At 70.0% G+C, this 19,075-nt stretch carries 19 protein-coding genes; 8 read left to right on the top strand and 11 right to left on the bottom strand.

Annotated features, from left to right (window positions below):
• The first annotated feature begins 3 nt into the window (after nt 1–3).
• Nucleotides 4–1,464, top strand: a complete 1,461-nt coding sequence (locus B9Y70_RS10040; RefSeq protein WP_085550129.1) for an NAD-dependent succinate-semialdehyde dehydrogenase — start codon at nt 4–6, stop codon at nt 1,462–1,464.
• On the opposite strand, the gene B9Y70_RS10035 is transcribed toward B9Y70_RS10040, so the two are convergent.
• From B9Y70_RS10035 to B9Y70_RS10025, 3 genes are read right to left on the bottom strand one after another with little or no spacing between them, the layout of a single operon-like run.
• The gene (locus B9Y70_RS10035) at nt 1,445–1,999 is read right to left on the bottom strand and encodes a class I SAM-dependent methyltransferase (RefSeq protein ID WP_338025223.1); all 555 of its coding nucleotides are present in this window, start codon (nt 1,997–1,999) and stop codon (nt 1,445–1,447) included. The genes B9Y70_RS10040 and B9Y70_RS10035 overlap by 20 nt on opposite strands.
• Nucleotides 2,000–2,049: 50 nt before the next feature.
• Entirely contained in the window at nt 2,050–2,517 is a 468-nt protein-coding gene (locus B9Y70_RS10030) for a DUF6998 domain-containing protein (RefSeq protein WP_085550127.1), read from the bottom strand.
• Nucleotides 2,518–2,823: a chorismate mutase gene (locus tag B9Y70_RS10025; RefSeq protein WP_085550126.1), complete on the bottom strand. Its 306-nt coding sequence runs from the start codon at nt 2,821–2,823 to the stop codon at nt 2,518–2,520.
• 25 nt (nt 2,824–2,848) lie between these two features.
• On the opposite strand from B9Y70_RS10025, the gene pcrA reads away from it, so the two are divergent.
• A complete protein-coding gene (gene pcrA / locus B9Y70_RS10020) occupies nt 2,849–5,212 on the top strand; it encodes a DNA helicase PcrA (RefSeq protein ID WP_240309227.1) in 2,364 nt (787 codons plus the stop codon).
• On the opposite strand, the gene B9Y70_RS10015 is transcribed toward pcrA, so the two are convergent.
• From B9Y70_RS10015 to B9Y70_RS09995, 5 genes are all read right to left on the bottom strand, one after another.
• Nucleotides 5,209–5,973, bottom strand: a complete 765-nt coding sequence (locus B9Y70_RS10015; protein ID WP_085550124.1) for a M23 family metallopeptidase — start codon at nt 5,971–5,973, stop codon at nt 5,209–5,211. The two genes, pcrA and B9Y70_RS10015, sit on opposite strands and share 4 nt — an antisense overlap.
• 214 nt (nt 5,974–6,187) lie before the next feature.
• Nucleotides 6,188–8,692 (bottom strand): LPXTG cell wall anchor domain-containing protein, encoded by a 2,505-nt coding sequence (locus B9Y70_RS10010; protein WP_143337603.1) that lies wholly within the window; start codon nt 8,690–8,692, stop codon nt 6,188–6,190.
• Between the two features lie 92 nt (nt 8,693–8,784).
• Nucleotides 8,785–9,486 carry an ABC transporter ATP-binding protein gene (locus tag B9Y70_RS10005; RefSeq protein ID WP_085550122.1) on the bottom strand — a complete coding sequence of 234 codons (702 nt, stop codon included), beginning with the start codon at nt 9,484–9,486 and terminating at the stop codon, nt 8,785–8,787.
• Nucleotide 9,487: 1 nt separating this feature from the next.
• Complete coding sequence (locus tag B9Y70_RS10000) at nt 9,488–10,024, bottom strand: PadR family transcriptional regulator (protein WP_085550121.1); 537 nt, start codon at nt 10,022–10,024, stop codon at nt 9,488–9,490.
• A 129-nt stretch (nt 10,025–10,153) separates the two neighbouring features.
• The gene (locus tag B9Y70_RS09995) at nt 10,154–10,906 is read right to left on the bottom strand and encodes a M23 family metallopeptidase (RefSeq protein WP_085550120.1); all 753 of its coding nucleotides are present in this window, start codon (nt 10,904–10,906) and stop codon (nt 10,154–10,156) included.
• 216 nt (nt 10,907–11,122) lie between these two features.
• Between B9Y70_RS09995 and B9Y70_RS12800 the strand changes: the two genes are divergently transcribed.
• The 5 genes from B9Y70_RS12800 (at nt 11,123) to B9Y70_RS09970 (ending at nt 16,245) form a co-directional block, all read left to right on the top strand.
• The gene (locus B9Y70_RS12800) at nt 11,123–12,637 is read left to right on the top strand and encodes a cell division protein PerM (RefSeq protein WP_159449805.1); all 1,515 of its coding nucleotides are present in this window, start codon (nt 11,123–11,125) and stop codon (nt 12,635–12,637) included.
• Between the two features lie 10 nt (nt 12,638–12,647).
• Nucleotides 12,648–13,247, top strand: coding sequence for a phosphoribosylglycinamide formyltransferase (purN, locus tag B9Y70_RS09985; protein ID WP_205410443.1), 600 nt, complete (start codon nt 12,648–12,650; stop codon nt 13,245–13,247).
• Complete coding sequence (gene purH / locus B9Y70_RS09980) at nt 13,240–14,820, top strand: bifunctional phosphoribosylaminoimidazolecarboxamide formyltransferase/IMP cyclohydrolase (RefSeq protein WP_085550118.1); 1,581 nt, start codon at nt 13,240–13,242, stop codon at nt 14,818–14,820. The genes purN and purH overlap by 8 nt, the downstream gene beginning before the upstream one ends.
• A gap of 67 nt (nt 14,821–14,887) precedes the next feature.
• Nucleotides 14,888–15,460, top strand: a complete 573-nt coding sequence (locus tag B9Y70_RS09975) for a hypothetical protein (RefSeq protein ID WP_143337602.1) — start codon at nt 14,888–14,890, stop codon at nt 15,458–15,460.
• Nucleotides 15,457–16,245 (top strand): serine hydrolase family protein, encoded by a 789-nt coding sequence (locus tag B9Y70_RS09970; RefSeq protein WP_085550116.1) that lies wholly within the window; start codon nt 15,457–15,459, stop codon nt 16,243–16,245. The genes B9Y70_RS09975 and B9Y70_RS09970 overlap by 4 nt, the downstream gene beginning before the upstream one ends.
• On the opposite strand, the gene B9Y70_RS09965 is transcribed toward B9Y70_RS09970, so the two are convergent.
• Nucleotides 16,226–17,095 carry an RDD family protein gene (locus tag B9Y70_RS09965; RefSeq protein ID WP_085550115.1) on the bottom strand — a complete coding sequence of 290 codons (870 nt, stop codon included), beginning with the start codon at nt 17,093–17,095 and terminating at the stop codon, nt 16,226–16,228. The two genes, B9Y70_RS09970 and B9Y70_RS09965, sit on opposite strands and share 20 nt — an antisense overlap.
• An 82-nt stretch (nt 17,096–17,177) precedes the next feature.
• On the opposite strand from B9Y70_RS09965, the gene B9Y70_RS09960 reads away from it, so the two are divergent.
• Nucleotides 17,178–17,993 (top strand): HpcH/HpaI aldolase/citrate lyase family protein, encoded by an 816-nt coding sequence (locus B9Y70_RS09960; protein ID WP_085550114.1) that lies wholly within the window; start codon nt 17,178–17,180, stop codon nt 17,991–17,993.
• On the opposite strand, the gene B9Y70_RS09955 is transcribed toward B9Y70_RS09960, so the two are convergent.
• Both B9Y70_RS09955 and B9Y70_RS09950 read right to left on the bottom strand, forming a co-directional pair.
• Nucleotides 17,956–18,372: an RDD family protein gene (locus B9Y70_RS09955; protein ID WP_085550113.1), complete on the bottom strand. Its 417-nt coding sequence runs from the start codon at nt 18,370–18,372 to the stop codon at nt 17,956–17,958. The genes B9Y70_RS09960 and B9Y70_RS09955 overlap by 38 nt on opposite strands.
• Entirely contained in the window at nt 18,373–19,032 is a 660-nt protein-coding gene (locus tag B9Y70_RS09950; protein ID WP_085550112.1) for a TetR/AcrR family transcriptional regulator, read from the bottom strand.
• Nucleotides 19,033–19,075 lie beyond the last annotated feature (43 nt).

The following is a 19,075-nucleotide window of genomic DNA, read 5'->3' as shown; positions in this document are numbered from 1 at the left end:
GGTATGAACCCCACCACATTCCTGTCCGACGTCCCCACCGGACTGTTCCGCGACGGCGCGTTCGTCGACGCCTCCGACGGCGGCACCTTCGAGGTGATCAACCCCTCCGACGGCTCCGTGCTCACGGAGGTCGCCTCGGCCACTGAGGAGGACGCGCGCCGGGCCCTCGATTCGTTGTGCGCCGCGCAGTCCGACTGGTCGGCCACCCCCGCCCGCGAGCGGTGCGAGATCCTGCGCCGCGCCTTCGAGCTCATCATGGCTCACGAGGAGGAACTGACGTACCTGCAGTCCGCCGAACTGGGCCGCGCGCTGCCCGACTCACGCGGCGAGGTCTCCTACGGCGCGGAGTTCTTCCGCTGGTTCGCCGAGGAGGGCGTGCGCGTGCGCGGCGACTACCGCCACAGTCCGGCCGGCAACGCCCGCATCGTCGTCCACCACCAGCCCGTCGGCCCCTGCCTGGCGATCACCCCGTGGAACTTTCCGCTGGCCATGGGCGCGCGCAAGATCGCCCCGGCGCTCGCGGCCGGCTGCACGATCATGGTGAAGCCGGCGTCGAAGACCCCGCTGACCATGCTGTACCTGGCGAAGCTGCTGGCCGAGGCCCGGCTTCCCGACGGCGTGCTCGCCGTCGTGCCCACATCGTCCGCGTCCCGGGTCTCCGCGCTTCTCGACGACCCCCGCCTGCGCAAACTCACCTTCACCGGTTCCACCGAGGTCGGCCAGATGCTCGCCGAGAAGGCGGCGGGGCGCTCGCTGCGCGTTTCGCTGGAGCTGGGCGGCAACGCCCCCTACATCGTCTGCGAGGACGCCGACCTGGACCTGGCGGCCGAGGCGGTCGCCGTGGCGAAGATGCGCGGCGCCGGACAGGTGTGCATCGCCGCCAACCGCTTCCTCGTCCACTCCTCCGTCCGCGACGAGTTCGTGGAGAAGGCCGTGGCGGTCATGGGCTCCTTCCGCATCGGCCCCGGCACCGACGAGGGCGTCACCTACGGTCCGCTGTCCGGTGACGACCAGCTGGAGACCGTGTCCTCGCTTGTCGACGACGCCCTCGACCGCGGTGCCTCCCGCCCGCTCGGCGGCTCCCTGCCGGAGGGCCTTCCCGAGGGTGGTTTCTACTACCCGACGACCGTGCTCACCGACATCCCCGCGGGTGCGGAGATCCTCACCACCGAGATCTTCGGCCCCGTCCTCGCGGTGGCGACCTTCGACACCGACGACGAGGCCGTCGCCATGGCCAACGACACCCCCTTCGGACTCGCCGCCTACCTCTTCTCGGAGAATCTCTCGCGGGCACTGAACATGGCCGAACGCATCGAGGCCGGCATGGTCGCGGTGAACAAGGGTGCCCTGTCCGACCCGGCTGCCCCGTTCGGCGGCGTCAAGGAGTCCGGCATCGGCCGCGAGGGTGGTTTCGAGGGCATCCACGAGTACCTCGAGCCGAAGTTCATCTCGCTGCCGCTGTAGGTTTCCGCCAGCGCAGCAGGTAGCGGTAGTACAGGCCCCGCCGGATCCGCACACCGGGGAGGAGGGCCCGCGCGGTGGCGCGGATCTCAGCGAGACTCTCCCGGGGCGGTGCCACGGTCATCCCGGTGTCGCGGGTTTCCCCGTGCAGCAGGGACAGGACGCGGGCCGGTACCACCTGCAGCGCCGAGACAAGCCAGTCACCCAGTCTCCGGTTCGCGGACAGTCCGACGACGATCAGTTCCCCGACGGGAGACAACAGATCACGGGTCTTGATGAGCGTGGGTGCGAGATCCATGTGGTGCAGGCTGGCGACGAAGACGATGACGTCATAGGGCTGCTCGGGGATGTGATCCGTGAATGACTCAGTGAGAACCCGGGCGTGGGGGAGACCCGCGAGGCGATCGCTCGCGCGCCGGGCCGTCTCCGTGTCCGGTTCGAGGCCGACGAGTTCGCCGGCGTACGGGGTGAGTTTCTCCAACAACAGGCCGTCCCCGCACCCGACGTCGAGGACACGGGCGCGCGGCCGCTCAGCCACGGCAGACAGGATCCACGGGTGGTAGGCGGTGTTGTGGTTCCAGCAGGTCGTCACCGCAGCGGGACCTGGTCGGCCGGCGCGACGGAGGCCTGCAGCATGCGCAGTCGGTTGAGCCGGATCTGCGAGGCCCCGTTGGACTGCACCGGGCCCAGCACCTCCCGGACCTTGGCGAAGGGGCCGTTGTAGACGATCTCCACGTCGTCCGCGGGCGATTTCGGCAGGCGCAGGACGACGAGGAGGGCGGCGTTGTCGGACGAGGTGGCGCGGATCCCGATGCCGCCGTTGCCGTACGTCGCCTTGATCTCAACGCGGCGGCCATCGGATGTTACGGCGTCATGCCCGGTGGTGGAGGCGGGGCGGAGAGTGATGTTGAAGAGGTCGGCTGCCGTCACCTCCCCGAGGGAACCGACCAGGTGGCCGTCGGGAGTGAAGCGGCGGCCGGGGTACAGGGACTCGAGCTCGGCGGTGATGGCGTGCAGCTCGGCGACGAGTTCGGCGGTGCGGTGGCGGGGGCTCATTCAGCCCAGACGTCCGCGCCCCAGCTGCAGCAGGGCGTTGGCGATGACGGGGCCTTCAGGGCCGAGTTCCTCGCGGAACTGGTTGATGATGGCCAGCTCGCGGGTGTGGACGAGGCGGGTGCCGCCGGAGCCCATGCGGGTCTTGCCGATGGCGCGGGAGACCTCGGTGCGGCGCTTGACGGCGTCGAGGATGACGCGGTCGAGACGGTCGATCTCCTGGCGGTACTGCTGGATCTCCGCGTCGGACAGTGGGTCGTCGGTGCCCGTGGGCATGCGGATCTCGAAGTTGTCGGCAGCATCTGTCATGTCACCTAATGTACCGCGCGGGGTCATGTCCGGACCGACTAGTAGGTTGTTAGGCATGCAGCCAACCTCCACTGATCTCACCCTCGGACTCAACGAACAGCAGAAGGCGGCGGTCGAGCACTCCGGCTCGCCGCTGCTCATCGTCGCCGGCGCGGGATCGGGCAAGACGGCGGTGCTCACCAGGCGAATCGCGCACCTCATGCGGGAGCGGGGGGTGGCGCCGTGGGAGATCCTGGCGATCACGTTCACCAACAAGGCCGCGGCCGAGATGCGGGAGCGCGTCACCGGCCTGGTGGGGCCCGTGGCGGAGCGGATGTGGGTGGCCACCTTCCACTCGGTGTGCGTGCGCATCCTGCGGCAGCAGGCGCAGCTGGTGCCGGGGCTGAACACGAACTTCACCATCTATGACGCGGATGATTCGCGGCGGCTGCTGAGCATGATCGCCAAGGACCACAACCTGGACCTGAAGAAGTTCACCGCGCGCGTGCTGGCCAACGCGATCTCGAATCTCAAGAACGAGCTCATCGACCCGGAGTCCGCGGCGGCGGACGCGCAGGCGGTGCGCAACCCCTTCGACATCACCGTCGCCGAGGTCTACGCCGACTACCAGCGCCGCCTGCGGGCGGCGAACGCCGTGGACTTCGACGATCTCATCGGTGAGGTCGTGCGGATCTTCCAGCAGCACCCGCAGGTGGTCGACCATTACCGGCGGCGTTTCCGGCACGTGCTCATCGACGAGTACCAGGACACCAACCACGCCCAGTACATGCTGGTGGCCACGCTCGTCGGCACCGGCCCGGACGCCCCGGAGCTGTGTGTGGTGGGTGATTCGGACCAGTCGATCTACGCGTTCCGTGGGGCGACGATCCGCAACATCGAGGAGTTCGAGCGCGACTACCCGCAGGCCCGCACCATTCTGCTGGAGCAGAACTACCGTTCGACGCAGACCATCCTCAACGCCGCCAACGCGGTCATCTCGCGCAACGACGGGCGGCGGGAGAAGAAGCTGTGGACCGCTCTCGGCGAGGGGCAGCAGATCATCGGCTACGTCTCGGACAACGAGCACGATGAGGCCCGGTTCATCGCCGGGGAGATCGACGCCCTCGCCGACCGGGGCCGCGCCTACAGCGACATCGCCGTAATGTACCGCACGAACAACGCCTCCCGCGCGCTGGAGGAGGTGTTCATCCGCGCCGGTATCCCGTACAAGGTGGTCGGCGGCACGCGCTTCTACGAGCGCGCCGAGATCCGCGACATGGTCGCCTATCTGCGCGTTCTGGAGAACCCCGACGACACGGTGAGCCTGCGCCGCATCATCAACACGCCGCGTCGCGGCATCGGCGACCGCGCGCAGTCCTTCGTGGCGTTGCACGCCGAGAACAACGGGGTGTCCTTCGGACAGGCGCTTCTCGACGCCGGTGAGGACAAGGTCCCCCTCCTCGGTGCCCGCGGGCGCAAGGCCATCGGGTCGTTCAACGACATGATGGACGGCCTGCGTGCCGATATGAAGGACCTGGATCTCGGCGATCTCATCTCGCGTGTCCTCGAGGTCACCGGCTACCGCGAGCAGCTCGAGCTGAGCAACGACCCGCAGGACGGGGCGCGCCTGGACAACCTCAACGAGCTCGTCTCCGTGGCGCGGGAGTTCTCCTCGGAGGCGGCGATGCAGGTGGCGTACGCGGAGATGGACGGCGGGGAGTTCTCCCTCGACGAGGGGGAACCGGAGCCGGGTTCGCTGCAGGCCTTCCTGGAGAAGGTGTCGCTGGTGGCGGATGCGGACCAGATCCCGGACAACGAGCAGGGGGTGGTCACGCTCATGACCCTGCACACGGCGAAGGGCCTGGAGTTTCCGGTCGTCTTCCTCACCGGTTGGGAGGACGGCCAGTTCCCGCACCTGCGGGCTCTGGGCGATCCGGCGGAGCTGGCGGAGGAGCGTCGTCTGGCCTACGTGGGCATCACCCGGGCCCGCGAGCAGCTCTACCTCACGCGGGCGATGCTGCGTTCCTCGTGGGGCAACCCGCTGACGAACCCGCCGAGCCGTTTCCTCGCGGAGGTCCCGGCGGAGCTCATCGACTGGCGGCGGGAGGAGCCGGAGTCCTCGTGGGGCGGTGGTTCCTGGGGCTCCGGCGGCTACGTGGGCGGTGACTCCTGGGGCCGTTCCACGCCGCAGCGGACCGCCCCGAAGAAGCCGACCCTGCCGAAGGCGCGGCCGAAGAACAACAACCTGCAGCTGGTCGTGGGCGACCGGGTCAACCACGACAAGTACGGGCTGGGCACGGTCATCGCCTCCGACGGTTCCGGGGCGCGGGCCACCGTCACCATCGACTTCGGATCCTCCGGCAAGGTCCGGCTCATGCTCATCGGCGGGGTGCCGATGGAGAAGCTCTAGTAGACGTCGATGCCCTGCTCGGCGAACCAGTCGACGGGGTCGACGGGGGAGCCGCCGGCGGGGCGGATCTCGAAGTGGAGATGCGGGCCGGTGGAGCGGCCCTCGTTGCCGATGGTGGCGATCTGCTCACCGGCGGTCACGCGTTGGCCGACGGAGACGTCGATGGTGTGGACGTGGCCGTAGACGGAGATGGAGCCGTCGTCGTGGCGCAGGCGGACCCACTTGCCGAAGCCGTTGGCACCGCCGGCGGAGATGACCTCGCCGTCCATGACGGCCAGGACCGGGGTGCCGATCGGGTCGGCGATGTCGATGCCCTCGTGCATGGCACCCCAGCGGGCGCCGTAGCCGGAGGTGAAGCGGCCGGAGGTGGGGAAGACGACGGTGGCGCCGTCGGCGGTCTGCCCGCGGACGGGGGACATGCGGTGGGCCGGGATGAGGTCGGTGAGCTCGAGGTCGAGGCTCAGCTCCTCGGAGGAGACGATCGACAGGGAGTCGAGCAGCGCGGTGAGCGGATCGAGGATGATCTGCAGGTCGGAGCTGCCTCCGGACGGGGTGTCGGTGGTGTCCCCGGCGGTGTTGACGCCCTCCGCGATCTTGCCGACGGCGGTGAGCAGGGTGACGATGTCGTTGAGGTCGGCACCGGTGACACCGTCCTCGGTCACCTGGAAGGAGGCCTCCTGGGCGGTGGCGGGGGGAGCGATGACTCCGGCGGCCAGTGCGGTCGTGAGGAGCGTGGCCGTGATTCCGGCGCGAGAGAGCATGCGTCCTGCCTTAGTTCGTGAGCAAAATCGAGATCGAGTCAAAAGTACCGGCGGCAGGACGACCCGGCAACGGGAATAAGTGCTGGTGGCAGGGGTGAAAGCATAAGAATTGCCGAATCCCCGCAGCTCAGACCCCGTGTTGCTGGTGTGAATGATGTGACTGAAGTGAACGCATGGGGTGAGGGCTGCGGGGGTGATTCCGGCCGTGTGTGCTCTACGTCTCGCGGTACTCCAGTTCTCCCGGGCGACGGTGGAAGAGCGAGCCGACCGCCCACGCGAGAACCGGGGTGGCCACCAGCAGGATGAGCAGCAGCCGCCAATCGGGGACGAGGTACCCGACGGTGCCGGTCTCCATGACGACCCCCGTCGGGTGGACCAGCGTCCGGGAGGACATGAGCCACGCCGCGAGATAGCCGAACACCGCGCCGGCCGGCGAGCCCGCCAGGGCGAGCAGGGCGGCGAACGCCCCGGAGACCCGGGAGGGGAGTGAGGGGGTGGCCCCGACGGCGTCGAGAAGCGCGAACTGGCGGCGGGCCCCCTGCCATGACAGGGCGAGCACCAGGGTGATCACCACGACCACGCCGAGGCCGAGGATTCCGGCGAAGGCGGCGGGCCACCAGTCGGGGCGGTTGTTCAGCGGGAGGACGTTGACGGTGGTGCCGACGGTCTCCTCCTGGACCCACGCGGCGATGTCGCGGCGCATGTCGAAGGTCACCTCCTCGGCCGGGGTGAGGACGGTGCCGACGTAGTTGACAGGGGCACCGATCTCGGCGAGACCGGCCGGGGTGATGATGGTCGCCGACATGAGTTCGGGCAGGACCGGCAGGACCGGCAGCGTGACCTCGTCGAGGAGCTCGTGGGTGTCGGTGTCCGGGTGGTAGACCTTGTCCTGCAGGGTCAGTTCCTCCACGATCGTGTCCCGGGGCACGAGGATCGCCGGTGCGGTGAGGTCGACGGGCGCGTCGATCCGGAGCAGGTCGAGCATCTCGGGGGAGGCCTCGAGGAACGAGCCGCTGGCCCACTCGAGGGGCCCGCTCACCCGATCGTGACGTTCCCACAGGGCGCACTGCTCGGATGCGGGCTGCGTCCGGCAGAATTCCCCGTAGTTGATCTCGTAGAAGCTCTCCCCGTACCAGTCGGAACGCACACCCCGCAGGGTGGTCCGCTCCGCGGGGCCGGTGACGCTGAGGACATGGCTCACCACGTCCTCGACATCACGCTCCCGGGCGCTGTAACCGTCCTGCCACTCCGGGGTGATGAGGATCGACTGGCTCTCGTACACCGACCCGTAGAGGTCGTGGGAACGCCCGCTGGCGGCCTGGGAACCGGCGTGGAAGGCCACGGTCATGGCCACCACCGTCATGATCGCCGCCAAGGCGGGGACGCTGCGCAGTGACTGTCGGCCCGTATCGCGCAACGCCAACCGCCACGCCAGCGGCGCAGACCGGCCCATCCGGCCCATCGCCCACACCAGGGCGGGCGCGCTGGCGGCGAGGAGCACGACGAAGGCCAGCGCAGGCAGTGGCCCGTAGTAGCTGATGACCCCGTGGTCCACGGTGAGCCACATGACCCCCGTCACCCCGGCGAGCAGCATGAGGCCGACGGGGCCGACGGTCATCCACGGGTGCCACCGCAGCAGGCGGTCCGGGGTGGCCCCCTGCACGCCGGTGCTTATCGACGCCCGGGCCGCCACCCAGGCCGGAAGCAGTGACGTCGCCGTCGACGCGATCACGGCAAGCAGCCACAGCAGGGCCACATACCCGCACGGGACGGTCAGTGGCCAGCCCGGGTAGGTGAGCATCCACGAGACCGTCGCGGCTCCGACGCCGAGGGCCGCGCCAGCGCTCGCACCCAGGACGCCGGCCACCAGGCCGTAGGCGAGGACCGCGAGGCGGATGTGCCCGGGGGTGGCACCCTGCGAGCTCATGAGCGCGAAGATGCGGGACATGCGGGTGGTGGCGATGGTGAACACCGGGGAGATGACCAGCAGGAACAACACGCCCACGACGAGGGCGGCGACGCCCATGAGAAACAGGGTTATCGTGTCGGAGGAACCGGTCGAGGGGTAGTGGACGGTGCGGAACTGCTCCGGCACCCGGTCGAGCGGCGGGGGATTGTCGATGACGTCCTCCGCCCGCACGGTGAATCCCACCGCGTTGAGCGCCAGAACATCATCCCAGGTGAACTCGTCCGGCCCGGTGATCACCCATGTCGAGCGGTAGGTCTCGTCGACGGGCTCGGGGGAGTCGGCGGGAGCGAGGAGCGTCGGTTCGCCGACGAGCGCGTCGAAACCGGGTGAGGTGCCGGCGACGGTCAGCTCGACGCCGGCTGCGCCCGGGCCCTCGGGGGTGAAGGTGACGGTGTCGCCCGCCTGCACCCTGAGAGCCTGGGCCGCGGAGTTCGGCAGGTAGATTTGCCCCGGGGGCGGGATCTTGCCGGTGGCGCGCTGCTGGACGTTCAGGCCCGTCCGGCGGTGCTCGGTGGAGGCCGAACCCCAGGTGGTGTAATGCAGCTCCGCCTCGAATCCCTCCGGCAGGTGCTCCTCGAGCAGTTCCAGTGCGGTGCCGGGAACAGGGTCCCCCTCGCAGTCGTGCCGCGACCGGTCGATGGACTGCCCACAACTGCCGCCGCTCAGTTCCGCAGAGGTGCGGACGGTCGAGCCGAGGACCGCCTCGGATGCGGAATGCTCGCTGGTGACCATCCACGATCCGGCGAACACCGGCAGGGCGATGAGCAGGACGGCGGCGAGGATGCGTCATGGGTGACGGGCGATGTCGCGCCGGGTGGGCCGGGTCGCGGCGATCAGCGCGCTCACGACAGCTCACCACCGTCGTCGACGAGGCGGCCGTCGCGGACCACGATGACCCGATCCGCCCAGCCGGCGAAGCGGGGCTCGTGGGTGACTATCATGCCGGCGGCACCCTCGTCGACACGTTCGCGGAGGATACGCAGGACGGCGTCACCCGTGGTGGTGTCCAGCGCGCCGGTCGGCTCGTCGGCCAGCAGGACGGAACGCTCGCCGATCAGCGCGCGGGCGATGGCGGCCCGCTGGGCCTGACCGCCGGAGATCTCCTCAGGGAAGCGGTCGTCGAGCCCCTCGAGGCCGACCTCCTGCAGGGCAATGCGGGCGGCCTCCCGGCACTCCGCGGGATTGCGCCCGTCGAGCTCGAGCGGCAGGGAGACGTTCTCCCCGACGGTGAGGGTGGGCACGAGGTTGTAGTGCTGGAACACCAGGCCGATTCGGGTGCGTCGCAGCAGTGCAGCCCGGGCCGGGGAGAGGTCGGCGGCGTCGACGCCGTCGATGAGCACCCGGCCGGAGGTCGGCGACTGCAGCAGGCCCGCGACGTTGAGAAGCGTCGACTTGCCCGAGCCGGAGGGGCCCATGACCGCGACGAGTTCGCCCGGTTCGAGGGTGAGGGAGATGTCCTCGAGGGCGACGACGCGCCGCGGACCGTCCCCGAACACGCAGGTGACTTTCTGCAGCTCCAGGGGAGCGGGAGAAGTGGGGGACATGTCAGGACTCCTTTGGAGTGGTCGGGTTCGTGAGCGCCTCGACGCGGTCGAGCCAGCGGGCCTCGGCCTCGAGGTCGAAGATGCGACGTTCGACCTGCAGACGGTCGGCGGTGCGGGTGTCGTCGAGGGAGCGGGAGGCGCGGTTGAGTTCCCGGAGTTGCCGGATGGTGGACCGGCGTTGGCGGTCAAGGAGGGCGATGAGGTCAATGTCGGGGTCATGCGCCGCGAGGGAGACCTTGATGACGAGTTCGTCGCGTTCGGTGGCGGCCCGGTGGACGGGGGCGGTCCACCAGGCGTCGAGAAGCTCCCGTCCGGCGGCGGTGAGCCGGTGGGTCTCGGCGGGGCGGTTGTTGGCGCCGGTGATGGTGCCCGCGACCTCGACGAGGCCGTCGCGTTCCAGGCGGCCGAGGGTCTGCGTCACCTGGCCGATGTTGAGGGGCCAGACGGCCTGGGTCCGGTCGCTGAACTGCTGCTGGAGCTGGCTGGCGGAACGAGGCCCGTCAGCCAGCAGCGCCAGCAGGGAGTGCTTGATGGACATGGGCGGATCCTTGCGGTGGAGGGGCGGGCAGGTTACCCGGTAACCTGTGCCGCAGCAAGGGTTGCTCGGACATGCAGAACCCCGGTCAGCGACGGATGCTGACCGGGGTGGAAGAGGCTGCCGGGTAACTTAAGCGATGGTGACGCCGCGCTCCGCGAACCACGGAACCGGGTCGACGGCACCGTGGCCGACCGGGTGGATCTCGAAGTGCAGGTGGGAGCCGGTGGAGAAGCCACGGTTGCCCATGCCGGCGATCTTCTCGCCCGCGCGCACGGTCTGGCCGACGGCGACATCGAGGGTCTCCATGTGGCCGTAGACGGAGATGGAACCGTCGGTGTGCTGGATGCGGATCCAGTTGCCGTAACCGGAGGCGGGGCCGGAATCGATGACGGTACCGTCCATCACTGCGAGGATCGGGGTGCCCACGGCGTTGGCGATGTCGATGCCGGCGTGGAGGGTGCCCCAGCGCGGGCCGTACCCGGAGGTGAAGACACCCTCGGCCGGCTTGACGACGGAGGGTGCGCGCAGCGCCTGGTCCAGCTGGGCGCGGACGTCCGCGAACTGGACGGCGGTGGTGAGCTGCTGCTGGATGTAATCGGCCGGCTTGTGCTCGGCGATGGCCAGGATCTGCGGGGCGGCCTCGGCGACCTGCGCGGCGATGTCGGAGGTGTTGGCCGCGAGCTCGTACTCCGGGGTGGCGGTGACGGTGGTCTCCGCCTCGGTGTCGTTGGCCTGGATCTGGGCGGCTGCCGCGCCGCCGATGCCGGCGGTGGAGACGGCGCCGGTGGCGACCGTGACGAGGGCGATACGACCCTTGGTGGTCTGCGAGGTGGTGATCTTCCGGTGCTTGCCTCGGGTCGACCGCTGAGTCGTCATTCGCATGAAGCCTTCTTCCGTCGTTCGCCACAACTGTTGGGTTACGAGTTTGTGACCGCTTTGTTACCTACGGTCGGTAACAATAGCGTCTCGATTCTGACGAGGCAACCGTTCCCCCGGAAACGCCTCATATCGTGCCCCGCGCCGGAAGCGTTACACAGCGGCCCGGAATGGCCGCGCCGTCACGAAGCCGACGCCCCAGCGTGGCACAGTGGGGAGGTGATGAGCAAGAAGACCAGCCCTCAGTCCCGGCCCGGCCGGCGCCCGCGGAAGATCCGGGCCGGCGGGGCTTCCGCAGGTAGCACCGCTGCCAGCGTCCGCCAGTCCCGCACCGGGAAGGCCCCGACCACACCCGCACCCGCTGGCACCCTCGGTCGGCTGCGCCGGTACGTGCCCGTGGTGGCCGTCCCGCATGTCGTCGTCGTGCTCGCCGTCATCGCCATCGCGCTCTCCGGCCTGCTTGTGACAGGAACCACACTGGCGGCCCTGCCCGCGACCATCGCCCAGTTGTGGCTGGTCCTCAATCTCGTGCCCGTCAGCGCGAGCGGCACGGTGCTCGGCGTGCTGCCCCTCCTGCCGACGATCGGCCTGATCGCCCTCGTGGCCCGCCGCATCCGTACGGCCGTGCGCGACCGGATCAGCATCGCGGACCTGCTCATCCTCGCAGCGGCCACGCTGCTCATCCCGCTCGTGCTCACGTTCATCGCCGCCGCCATGATGTGGGACGCGGGTCGCGTCTTCGACGTCGGCCCCCCGCCGCTCGGCCACGCCGTGGCGCGCACCCTCCTCGTCCACTCCCTGGCCCTGGTCATCGGCATGGGCCCGCGCCTGTGGCGGGCGGTGCTGCGTCGCTACTCCGCCCCCGACTGGCTTGTCGACGCCGTGTCCACCGCCGCCCGCATCCTCCTGTTCCTCTTCCTGGGCGCCCTGCTGCTGCTGGTCGGCCTGCTGGTGGGAGGCTGGTCCCGCCAGGTCGAGGTGGCTTCTATATATAACAGTGGTCCCGGTCTCGTCGGGGCGGCGCTCATCAGCCTGCTCTACCTGCCCAACGCGGTCATCGCCGCGGCCGCCGTGATGATGGGCTCCGAGTTCCACATCGGCTCCGCCTCCCTGTCCCTCTACGCCATCGACCTCACCGCCCTGCCGCCCCTGCCGCTGCTCGCCCTCATCCCCGGCTGGGCGCACCCGTGGTCGATCCTCCTGCTGCTGGTCACCTCCATGGCCGTGGCCTACGTCCTCGGCAGCGTGCGGTTCACCGTCGTCCAGACGATCGGCACCGCCGCTGCGATCGCCGTGCTGGTGCTCATCCTCAGCTACCTCACCACCGGGCAGGTGGGGTACCTCGGGACCGCTGGCCCCATGGCCTGGCTGACCGCCGGCCTCGCGTTCGCCTGGACGGCGGGTATCGGTGTGGCGGCGGCGCTCGTCGGCAAGCTGGCCGATCGCCGGGCGGCACCCGCTGACCCGGAACCGGAGGCTGAGCCTGAGACTGAGACTGAGGCTGAGATCGGGCCCGAGCCAGAGGACGAGCCTGAGGAGGAGATCCTCGAGGGCGAGGTCGTGGAGGAGCCTGCAGAGGAGCCTGCAGAGGAACCGGCCGAGCCGGAAGTCGCAGAAGTGGCGGAAGAGTCGGAAGAGCCGGACGAGCCGCAAGAACCGGAGACCCCGGAGCCGTCGGGTGCCCCAGATTCCGGGGAAGTCGACGAGATGGAGGAAGAAGCCGACCCTAAGGACTAAGATCGGACGGGTGACTTCCACCCTCGATCCCCTCAATGTCGTCGTGCTCGTGTCCGGCAGTGGCACGCTGCTGCAGTCGATCCTGGACAACCAGGATGACCGGTACCGCGTGAGCCTCGTCATCGCCGATGTGCCGTGCGCTGCCCTGACACGTGCGGAAGAAGCGGGCGTCGATACGCGGGTCGTGGAACTCGGTGCAGACCGGGCGGCCTGGAACGTCACGCTCGCCGATGTCATCGAGGAGGGGAACCCGGGGATCATCGTGTCCGCCGGGTTCATGAAGATTCTCGGTGCGGGCGTCCTCGACCGCTTCGGCGGTCGCATCATCAACACACATCCGGCGCTGCTGCCGTCGTTCCCGGGGGCGCATGCCGTCCGTGACGCGCTCGCGTACGGGGTGAAGGTCACCGGCTCCACCGTCCACTACATTGACGCGGGCGTGGACACGGGCCCGATCATCGCCCAGGAGGCGGTCGACGTGGAACCGGATGACACCGAAAGCTCCCTCCACGAGCGGATCAAGAAGATCGAACGACAGCTCATTGTGTCGGTGCTGCGGTCGGCACGCATCGACGAGACCAACAGGAAGGTTGAGTTCATCCATGAGTGATGATCGCAAGGTAATCAAGCGCGCGCTGATCAGCGTGTACGACAAGACCGGGCTCGAGGGCCTGGCCCAGTCGCTGCACGAGGCCGGCGTGGAGATCGTCTCCACCGGTTCCACCGCAGCCAGGATCGCTGACCAGGGCATCCCGGTCACCCCCGTGGAGAAGCTCACCGGCTTCCCCGAGTGCCTCGAGGGTCGCGTGAAGACCCTCCACCCGAAGGTCCACGCCGGCATCCTCGCGGACACCCGCAAGGATGACCACCTCGCGCAGCTCGAGGACCTGGGTGTCGAGCCGTTCCAGCTCGTCGTCGTCAACCTCTACCCCTTCACCGAGACCGTCGCCTCGGGCGCCGACTTCGACGCCTGCGTCGAGCAGATCGACATCGGCGGCCCCTCGATGGTGCGCGCCTCCGCGAAGAACCACCCGTCCGTCGCCGTCGTCGTCGACCCGGCCCGCTACGGCGACGTCGCGGCCGCGCTCACCGAGGGTGGTTTCACCCGTGAGCAGCGCACCCGCCTGGCGCTCGACGCCTTCCGCCACACCGCCGCGTACGACGTCGCCGTCGCCACCTGGCTCGGTGAGCAGGTCGCCGCGGGGGAGGATTCCGCCGAGTTCCCGACCTGGATCGGTTCCTCCCACGAGCTGTCCGCCACCCTGCGTTACGGTGAGAACCCGCACCAGGCCGCCGCCCTCTACGCCGACAAGGGCGCCGGTGGTCTGGCCAACGCCGAGCAGCTGCACGGCAAGGAGATGAGCTACAACAACTACCAGGACGCCGAGGCCGCCTGGCGCGCCGCCTGGGACCATGAGCGTGCGTGCGTCGCGATCATCAAGCACGCCAACCCCTGTGGCATCGCCGTGTCCGACACCTCCATCGCCGACGCCCACCGCCGCGCCCACGCCTGCGACCCGATGTCCGCCTTCGGTGGTGTCATCGCCGCCAACCGTGAGGTCACCGTCGCCATGGCCGAGCAGGTCGCCGACATCTTCACCGAGGTCATCATCGCCCCGTCCTACGCCTCCGGCGCCGTGGACGTCCTGGCGCGCAAGAAGAACATCCGTGTCCTGCAGGCCGAGCCGCTGGCCCGCACCGGCCTGGAGGTCAAGGAGATCTCCGGTGGTGTCCTCGTCCAGGAGCGCGACACCCTGCAGGCCGAGGGCGATCTCGCCGCCAACTGGACCCTGGCGGCCGGTGAGGCCGTGTCCGAGCAGGTCCTCGCCGATCTGCAGTTCGCCTGGACCGCCGTCCGTTCGGTGAAGTCCAACGCGATCCTCATCTCCCGTGACTCCGCCACCGTCGGCGTGGGCATGGGCCAGGTCAACCGCGTCGACTCCGCCAAGCTGGCCGTCGAGCGCGCCAACACCCTCGCTCAGGGCGCGAACCGCACCACCGGTGCCGTCGCCGCCTCCGACGCGTTCTTCCCGTTCGCGGACGGTTTCGAGGTGCTCGCCGACGCCGGCGTCAAGGCCGTCGTCTCCCCGGGTGGTTCCATCCGCGACGACGAGGTCATCGCCGCCGCAGAGAAGGCCGGTGTCACGATGTACTTCACCGGTGCCCGCCACTTCGCGCACTAGAGCGAGTACCACGCAGCCCCCTGCCGGATCCGGTCCGGCAGGGGGCTGCGTGTGTCACTATGGGGGTGTGAGCAGCGAAAAGCCCGTCCAGTACTTTCCTCCCCAGGAGCCCGGCAATCCGGCCGACGCGCACGAGCAGTACGTGCATCCGGCCATCCCGGACCCGCCGAAGCGGACCGCGCTCACCCCGCTCATCGCGCTGTCGGCCGCCCTCGTGGTGGTCGGCGCGGCGGTCGCCGCCTGGTGGTTCGGTTGGTCGGGGGACGGGGGGACGTCGGCAAGCGGGCCGGTGACCTCGACGTACACGTCGACGGTGCGGGTGGCGCCGCCGGAGCCGCAGGGCCGCCCGACGGACGCGCGGGTGCCTGCCCAGGCGATCCCCGCCAATGACGCCGCCCGGCAGGGGGCACCCACGGGTGACTTCAACAGCGTGTGGCGAGGCACCGAGGTGACCAGCGAGCCCTTCGCCCTGGCCGTGCGTGACGAGTTCGTCCGCCACTACCTCGACACCGGGGAGACCGAGGCGCAGCTGCGGGTCGCCAGCCCCGTCACGCAGCAGAACTACACGATGTCCTGCCGCGACGACGGCTCCGTGGTCACGTGCACCGGAGGCAACAACGCGGTCGTCCACATCTCATGAGGCGCCTGACCGTCGGCCTGCTCGCCGGGATGCTGCTGGCCGGCTGCACCATCCCCACCGGGGAGGAACCGGCCCCGACACCGCTTATCGACGCCCCCGTTGACGTCCCCGTCGCCGCCGCTGTCACTGCCGTCACCGCCGGGTTCAGAGGCACGGCCGGGCTGGCGGTCGTGGACGGGTCGGAGGTTGTCGCGGCCGGGGAGGACGCGGCGGCCCCCGCGTGGTCGACGATCAAGGTGCCGTTGGCGATCGCAGCCCTGCGGGGCGACCCGGGGCTGGCGAACATCGCCTCGGCCGCGATCCGGGTCTCCGACAATGACGCGGCCGAGGTGCTGTGGACCGCCGCCGGAGCGGAGGCCGTGGATGCCGTGCTGGCGGAGGGCCACGCCGGGACCACCGTCGCGCGGGAGCGGCTACGCCCGGAGTACAGCATCACCGGGCAGACCGCGTGGGCCCCGTCCGACCAGGCGCGGTTCGCCGCGCACCTGCCCTGCCTGGCGGGCGCGGAACCGGTGCTCGCGGACATGGCGATGATCGACCCGACCCAGGCCTGGGGGCTGGGCACGATCCCGGGAGCGCGCTTCAAGGGCGGCTGGGGCCCGGATCCGGCGGGGATCTACACTGCCCGCCAGTTCGGGCTCGTCCCCACCGACGAGGGCGCCGCGGCGGTGGCACTCACCGTCACTCCGCAGTCCGGCACTTTCGAGGATGCGCAGGCCATGGCCACCGCCCTGGCCCGGGAACTGGTCGACCTGGGCGCTCTGCCTACCGCCCGGTGCGGGTGATCTCCGCCCGGGCGAGCAGGTCGGTGATGCTGCGCTGCGCCGGAATGTAGAGGAAGGTCAGGGCGATGAAACCCTCGACGAGGAGGACCGGGTGGTCCACCGCCAGGGCGATGAGCAGCGCCGGGGCCAGCCACAGGTTGCGCCCCAGTACGCGCAGCGGCCGGAGCCCGGGGGAGTGCGTGACCCGCAATCCGAGGAGTGCCTTGCCGGGGGTGGGGGCGTCGATGAGCTCCGTGACCAGCCTGACCACCGCGAGCACGGTGAGGCCGCGGGCCCACCAGGACCAGTCGAGGACGGCACCGAGTGCGAGGCCGAGAAGCACCGCGAGCCCCATGTCGACCGCCCAGGCCAGGGCGCGGCGCGGTGAGATGTGGTCGACGGGGTCCGGGACCCGGCGGGGTGCCACCGGGTCGATGACATAGGCCCCGGCGAGCAGATCCGTCACGGACCGTCGGTCGGGGCCGAGGATGATGGACACTCCGACCGCCGCCGCCATCGCCCACAGGTCCTCCTCCTGCGTGCTCAGCAGCACGGCGAGCGGTGCCAGCCACAGCCACGTGTTGCGCAGGACCGCCTGCGGCAGGCGCATCCACCGCACCTCCCCGGGGAACTTCACCCGGATGCCGGCCAGCCACTTACCGGGGCTGGCGCCCCAGCCCGTCTCGGTGACGATGCGCATCGCGGCGGCCACGAGCATCGCCACCGAGAAGACGTCGATGGTCACCGGCTCGCGGCTGAGCGCCTGCAGCGCCAGCGCCGCCAGAATGACCGTGACCACCTCGCCGAACGTCACTGCGGCGCGGGTCAGCAGACCGGCGGGAGCGGGAGCGAGGTGGTCGGGGGTGCTCATGGGTCTGATGCTACCCACCGGGCAGCCCGGTCAGAAGGGGCCGCAGCGGCCGGGCGTGGGAGGGTGGTCCATAATTGAGGCCATGACCGCAGCTTTCGGCCCCGCCCTCCTCTTCGCCCCCGCCCACCGCGCCGACCTCATCCCCAAGGCCCACGCCCGGGCGGACACGGTCATCGTCGACCTGGAGGACGGGGCCGGTTCCGGCGACCACGCCGCCCTGCGCGATGCGCTGCGCGGGGCCGAGCTTGACCCGGAACGGACGATTCTACGCACCGTCGGCCCCGCCTCGCCGTACTTCCGTGACGACGTCGCCCTGGCCCGGGAGCTGGGCGTCGGGACCATCATGGTGCCCAAGGTCGGCGCGGAGCTGCCCGCCGGGCTCGAGGGGCTGGACGTCATCGCGATGATCGAGACCCCGCAGGCACTGGCGAACATCGTCGGCATCGTGTCCCGCGCCGAGGTGGTGGGGCTGTTCTGGGGTGCGGAGGACCTCATCACCCTGCTGGGCGGTACCCATTCCCGGTGGCAGGCGGACGAGGCGGGCGCGGGGCGGTACCGGGACGTCATCCGCCACGCCCGCGCCCAGGTGCTCATCCACGCCGCCGCGGCCGGGAAGTACGCGATCGACGCCATCCACGCCGACTTCCGCGACAGCGACGGGCAGTTCGCCGAGGCCCTCGACGCCGCCCGCTCCGGCTTCCTCGGCACCGCGTGCATCCACCCGGCGCAGGTGGAGGCCGTCCGCCGCGCCTATCGCCCGGAGGCCGGGCAGATCAGCTGGGCCCGGGCCGTCGTGGCCGGGGCCGCGGAGCACACCGGGGCGTTCCAGGTCGACGGCATGATGATCGACGCCCCGCTGGTCAGCCAGGCAGAGCGCATCCTGCGCCGCGCTGAATGACGGACGTCTGCGCGAGGCGGTCCGCCAGCGAGCGGTTCGCCGGATTGAGCAGCGCACTGATGCCGATGACGGTGGCCAGCAGCGAGTACCAGGGGATGACCGGCATCAGGTAGGCCAGCGGGACCGGGATGATGAGCCACAGGTGCCGCACGAGGGGCGCCCACCAGGGGCCCACGGCGTCGAGACGCAGCAGCATCTTGCCCGGACTGCGGGCGAGGATCTTCTCCGGTACCACCCGGATCACCCAGGTGAGCAGCAGCAGGGCAGGGGCGGGGTCCGCGCCGACGGGCGCGGGCGCGCCGAGGGCGAAGTAGAGGAGGTAGGCGATCCCGACGTCGATGAGGAAGGCGATGAGACGGCGGGCCAGGCAGCTGTTCATCTACACATCGATGAGGGCCAGGGTCCGGTCGACACGGTCGGCGGGCAGTTCGGCGTGGAGGACGTCGAGGGCGGCGTCGGCAAGCATGACGGCAATGTGCGGCAGCTCGGTGTCGGAGAGCTCCGCGGGGATCGTGCCGTCGTTCTCCCGCATCTCGATGACTGACAGGGCGATGTGGAACGGCAGATCGACGCGCGGGTCATCCTCGCCGACGAGCGCGGCCGACAGGGAGTGGAAGAGATCCCGCAGCTCGGTGCGCTGGGTGTGGTACTCGGAGAACTCCTCCGACGCGGCCACGGGCAGCTGGTAGAGGCGGCCGATGTTCCAGCGGGTGGACAGCAGCAGGCGGGCCTCCGCGGCGACGAGCGCCCACAGGCGCAGGGCAGGGGAGGCGTCGGACTCGCCGAGCGCGGCCGCCAGCTCCATGGAGGGCTCGATGGTGGACTTCAGCAGCGTCAGGAAGATCTCGGTCTTCGACGGGAAGTGGTAGTACAGCGAGGCCTGGCGGATGCCCACCGCATCGGCGATCTGGTGCGTCGAGGTCGAGGCGAAACCCTGGGTGGTGAACAGCTCCGCGGAGGCGTCGAGAATCTCCTCGCGCGCTGTCGCACCACGACGCCGCGGACTGTTCTTGCGGGGTCGTCCCACTGCACGTGCCATGCGGATCGCTCCTTCCTGCGGGTTTCTGTTCGTCTAAAGATAC

This window comes from Corynebacterium pollutisoli, from assembly GCF_900177745.1.
Lineage (GTDB): Bacteria > Actinomycetota > Actinomycetes > Mycobacteriales > Mycobacteriaceae > Corynebacterium > Corynebacterium pollutisoli.
This window is presented reverse-complemented; position numbering and strand designations above follow the sequence as displayed.

Excerpts from the sequence above, each read along its gene's own strand:
- B9Y70_RS10040 (WP_085550129.1), top strand. The coding sequence starts at position 4 with ATGAACCCCACCACATTCCTGTCCGACGTCCCCACCGGACTGTTCCGC.
- B9Y70_RS10030 (WP_085550127.1), bottom strand. The coding sequence starts at position 2,517 with ATGAGCCCCCGCCACCGCACCGCCGAACTCGTCGCCGAGCTGCACGCC.
- B9Y70_RS10025 (WP_085550126.1), bottom strand. The coding sequence starts at position 2,823 with ATGACAGATGCTGCCGACAACTTCGAGATCCGCATGCCCACGGGCACC.
- pcrA (WP_240309227.1), top strand. The coding sequence starts at position 2,849 with ATGTCCGGACCGACTAGTAGGTTGTTAGGCATGCAGCCAACCTCCACT.
- B9Y70_RS10015 (WP_085550124.1), bottom strand. The coding sequence starts at position 5,973 with ATGCTCTCTCGCGCCGGAATCACGGCCACGCTCCTCACGACCGCACTG.
- B9Y70_RS10005 (WP_085550122.1), bottom strand. The coding sequence starts at position 9,486 with ATGTCCCCCACTTCTCCCGCTCCCCTGGAGCTGCAGAAAGTCACCTGC.
- B9Y70_RS10000 (WP_085550121.1), bottom strand. The coding sequence starts at position 10,024 with ATGTCCATCAAGCACTCCCTGCTGGCGCTGCTGGCTGACGGGCCTCGT.
- B9Y70_RS09995 (WP_085550120.1), bottom strand. The coding sequence starts at position 10,906 with ATGCGAATGACGACTCAGCGGTCGACCCGAGGCAAGCACCGGAAGATC.
- B9Y70_RS12800 (WP_159449805.1), top strand. The coding sequence starts at position 11,123 with ATGAGCAAGAAGACCAGCCCTCAGTCCCGGCCCGGCCGGCGCCCGCGG.
- purH (WP_085550118.1), top strand. The coding sequence starts at position 13,240 with ATGAGTGATGATCGCAAGGTAATCAAGCGCGCGCTGATCAGCGTGTAC.
- B9Y70_RS09970 (WP_085550116.1), top strand. The coding sequence starts at position 15,457 with ATGAGGCGCCTGACCGTCGGCCTGCTCGCCGGGATGCTGCTGGCCGGC.
- B9Y70_RS09965 (WP_085550115.1), bottom strand. The coding sequence starts at position 17,095 with ATGAGCACCCCCGACCACCTCGCTCCCGCTCCCGCCGGTCTGCTGACC.
- B9Y70_RS09960 (WP_085550114.1), top strand. The coding sequence starts at position 17,178 with ATGACCGCAGCTTTCGGCCCCGCCCTCCTCTTCGCCCCCGCCCACCGC.
- B9Y70_RS09955 (WP_085550113.1), bottom strand. The coding sequence starts at position 18,372 with ATGAACAGCTGCCTGGCCCGCCGTCTCATCGCCTTCCTCATCGACGTC.
- B9Y70_RS09950 (WP_085550112.1), bottom strand. The coding sequence starts at position 19,032 with ATGGCACGTGCAGTGGGACGACCCCGCAAGAACAGTCCGCGGCGTCGT.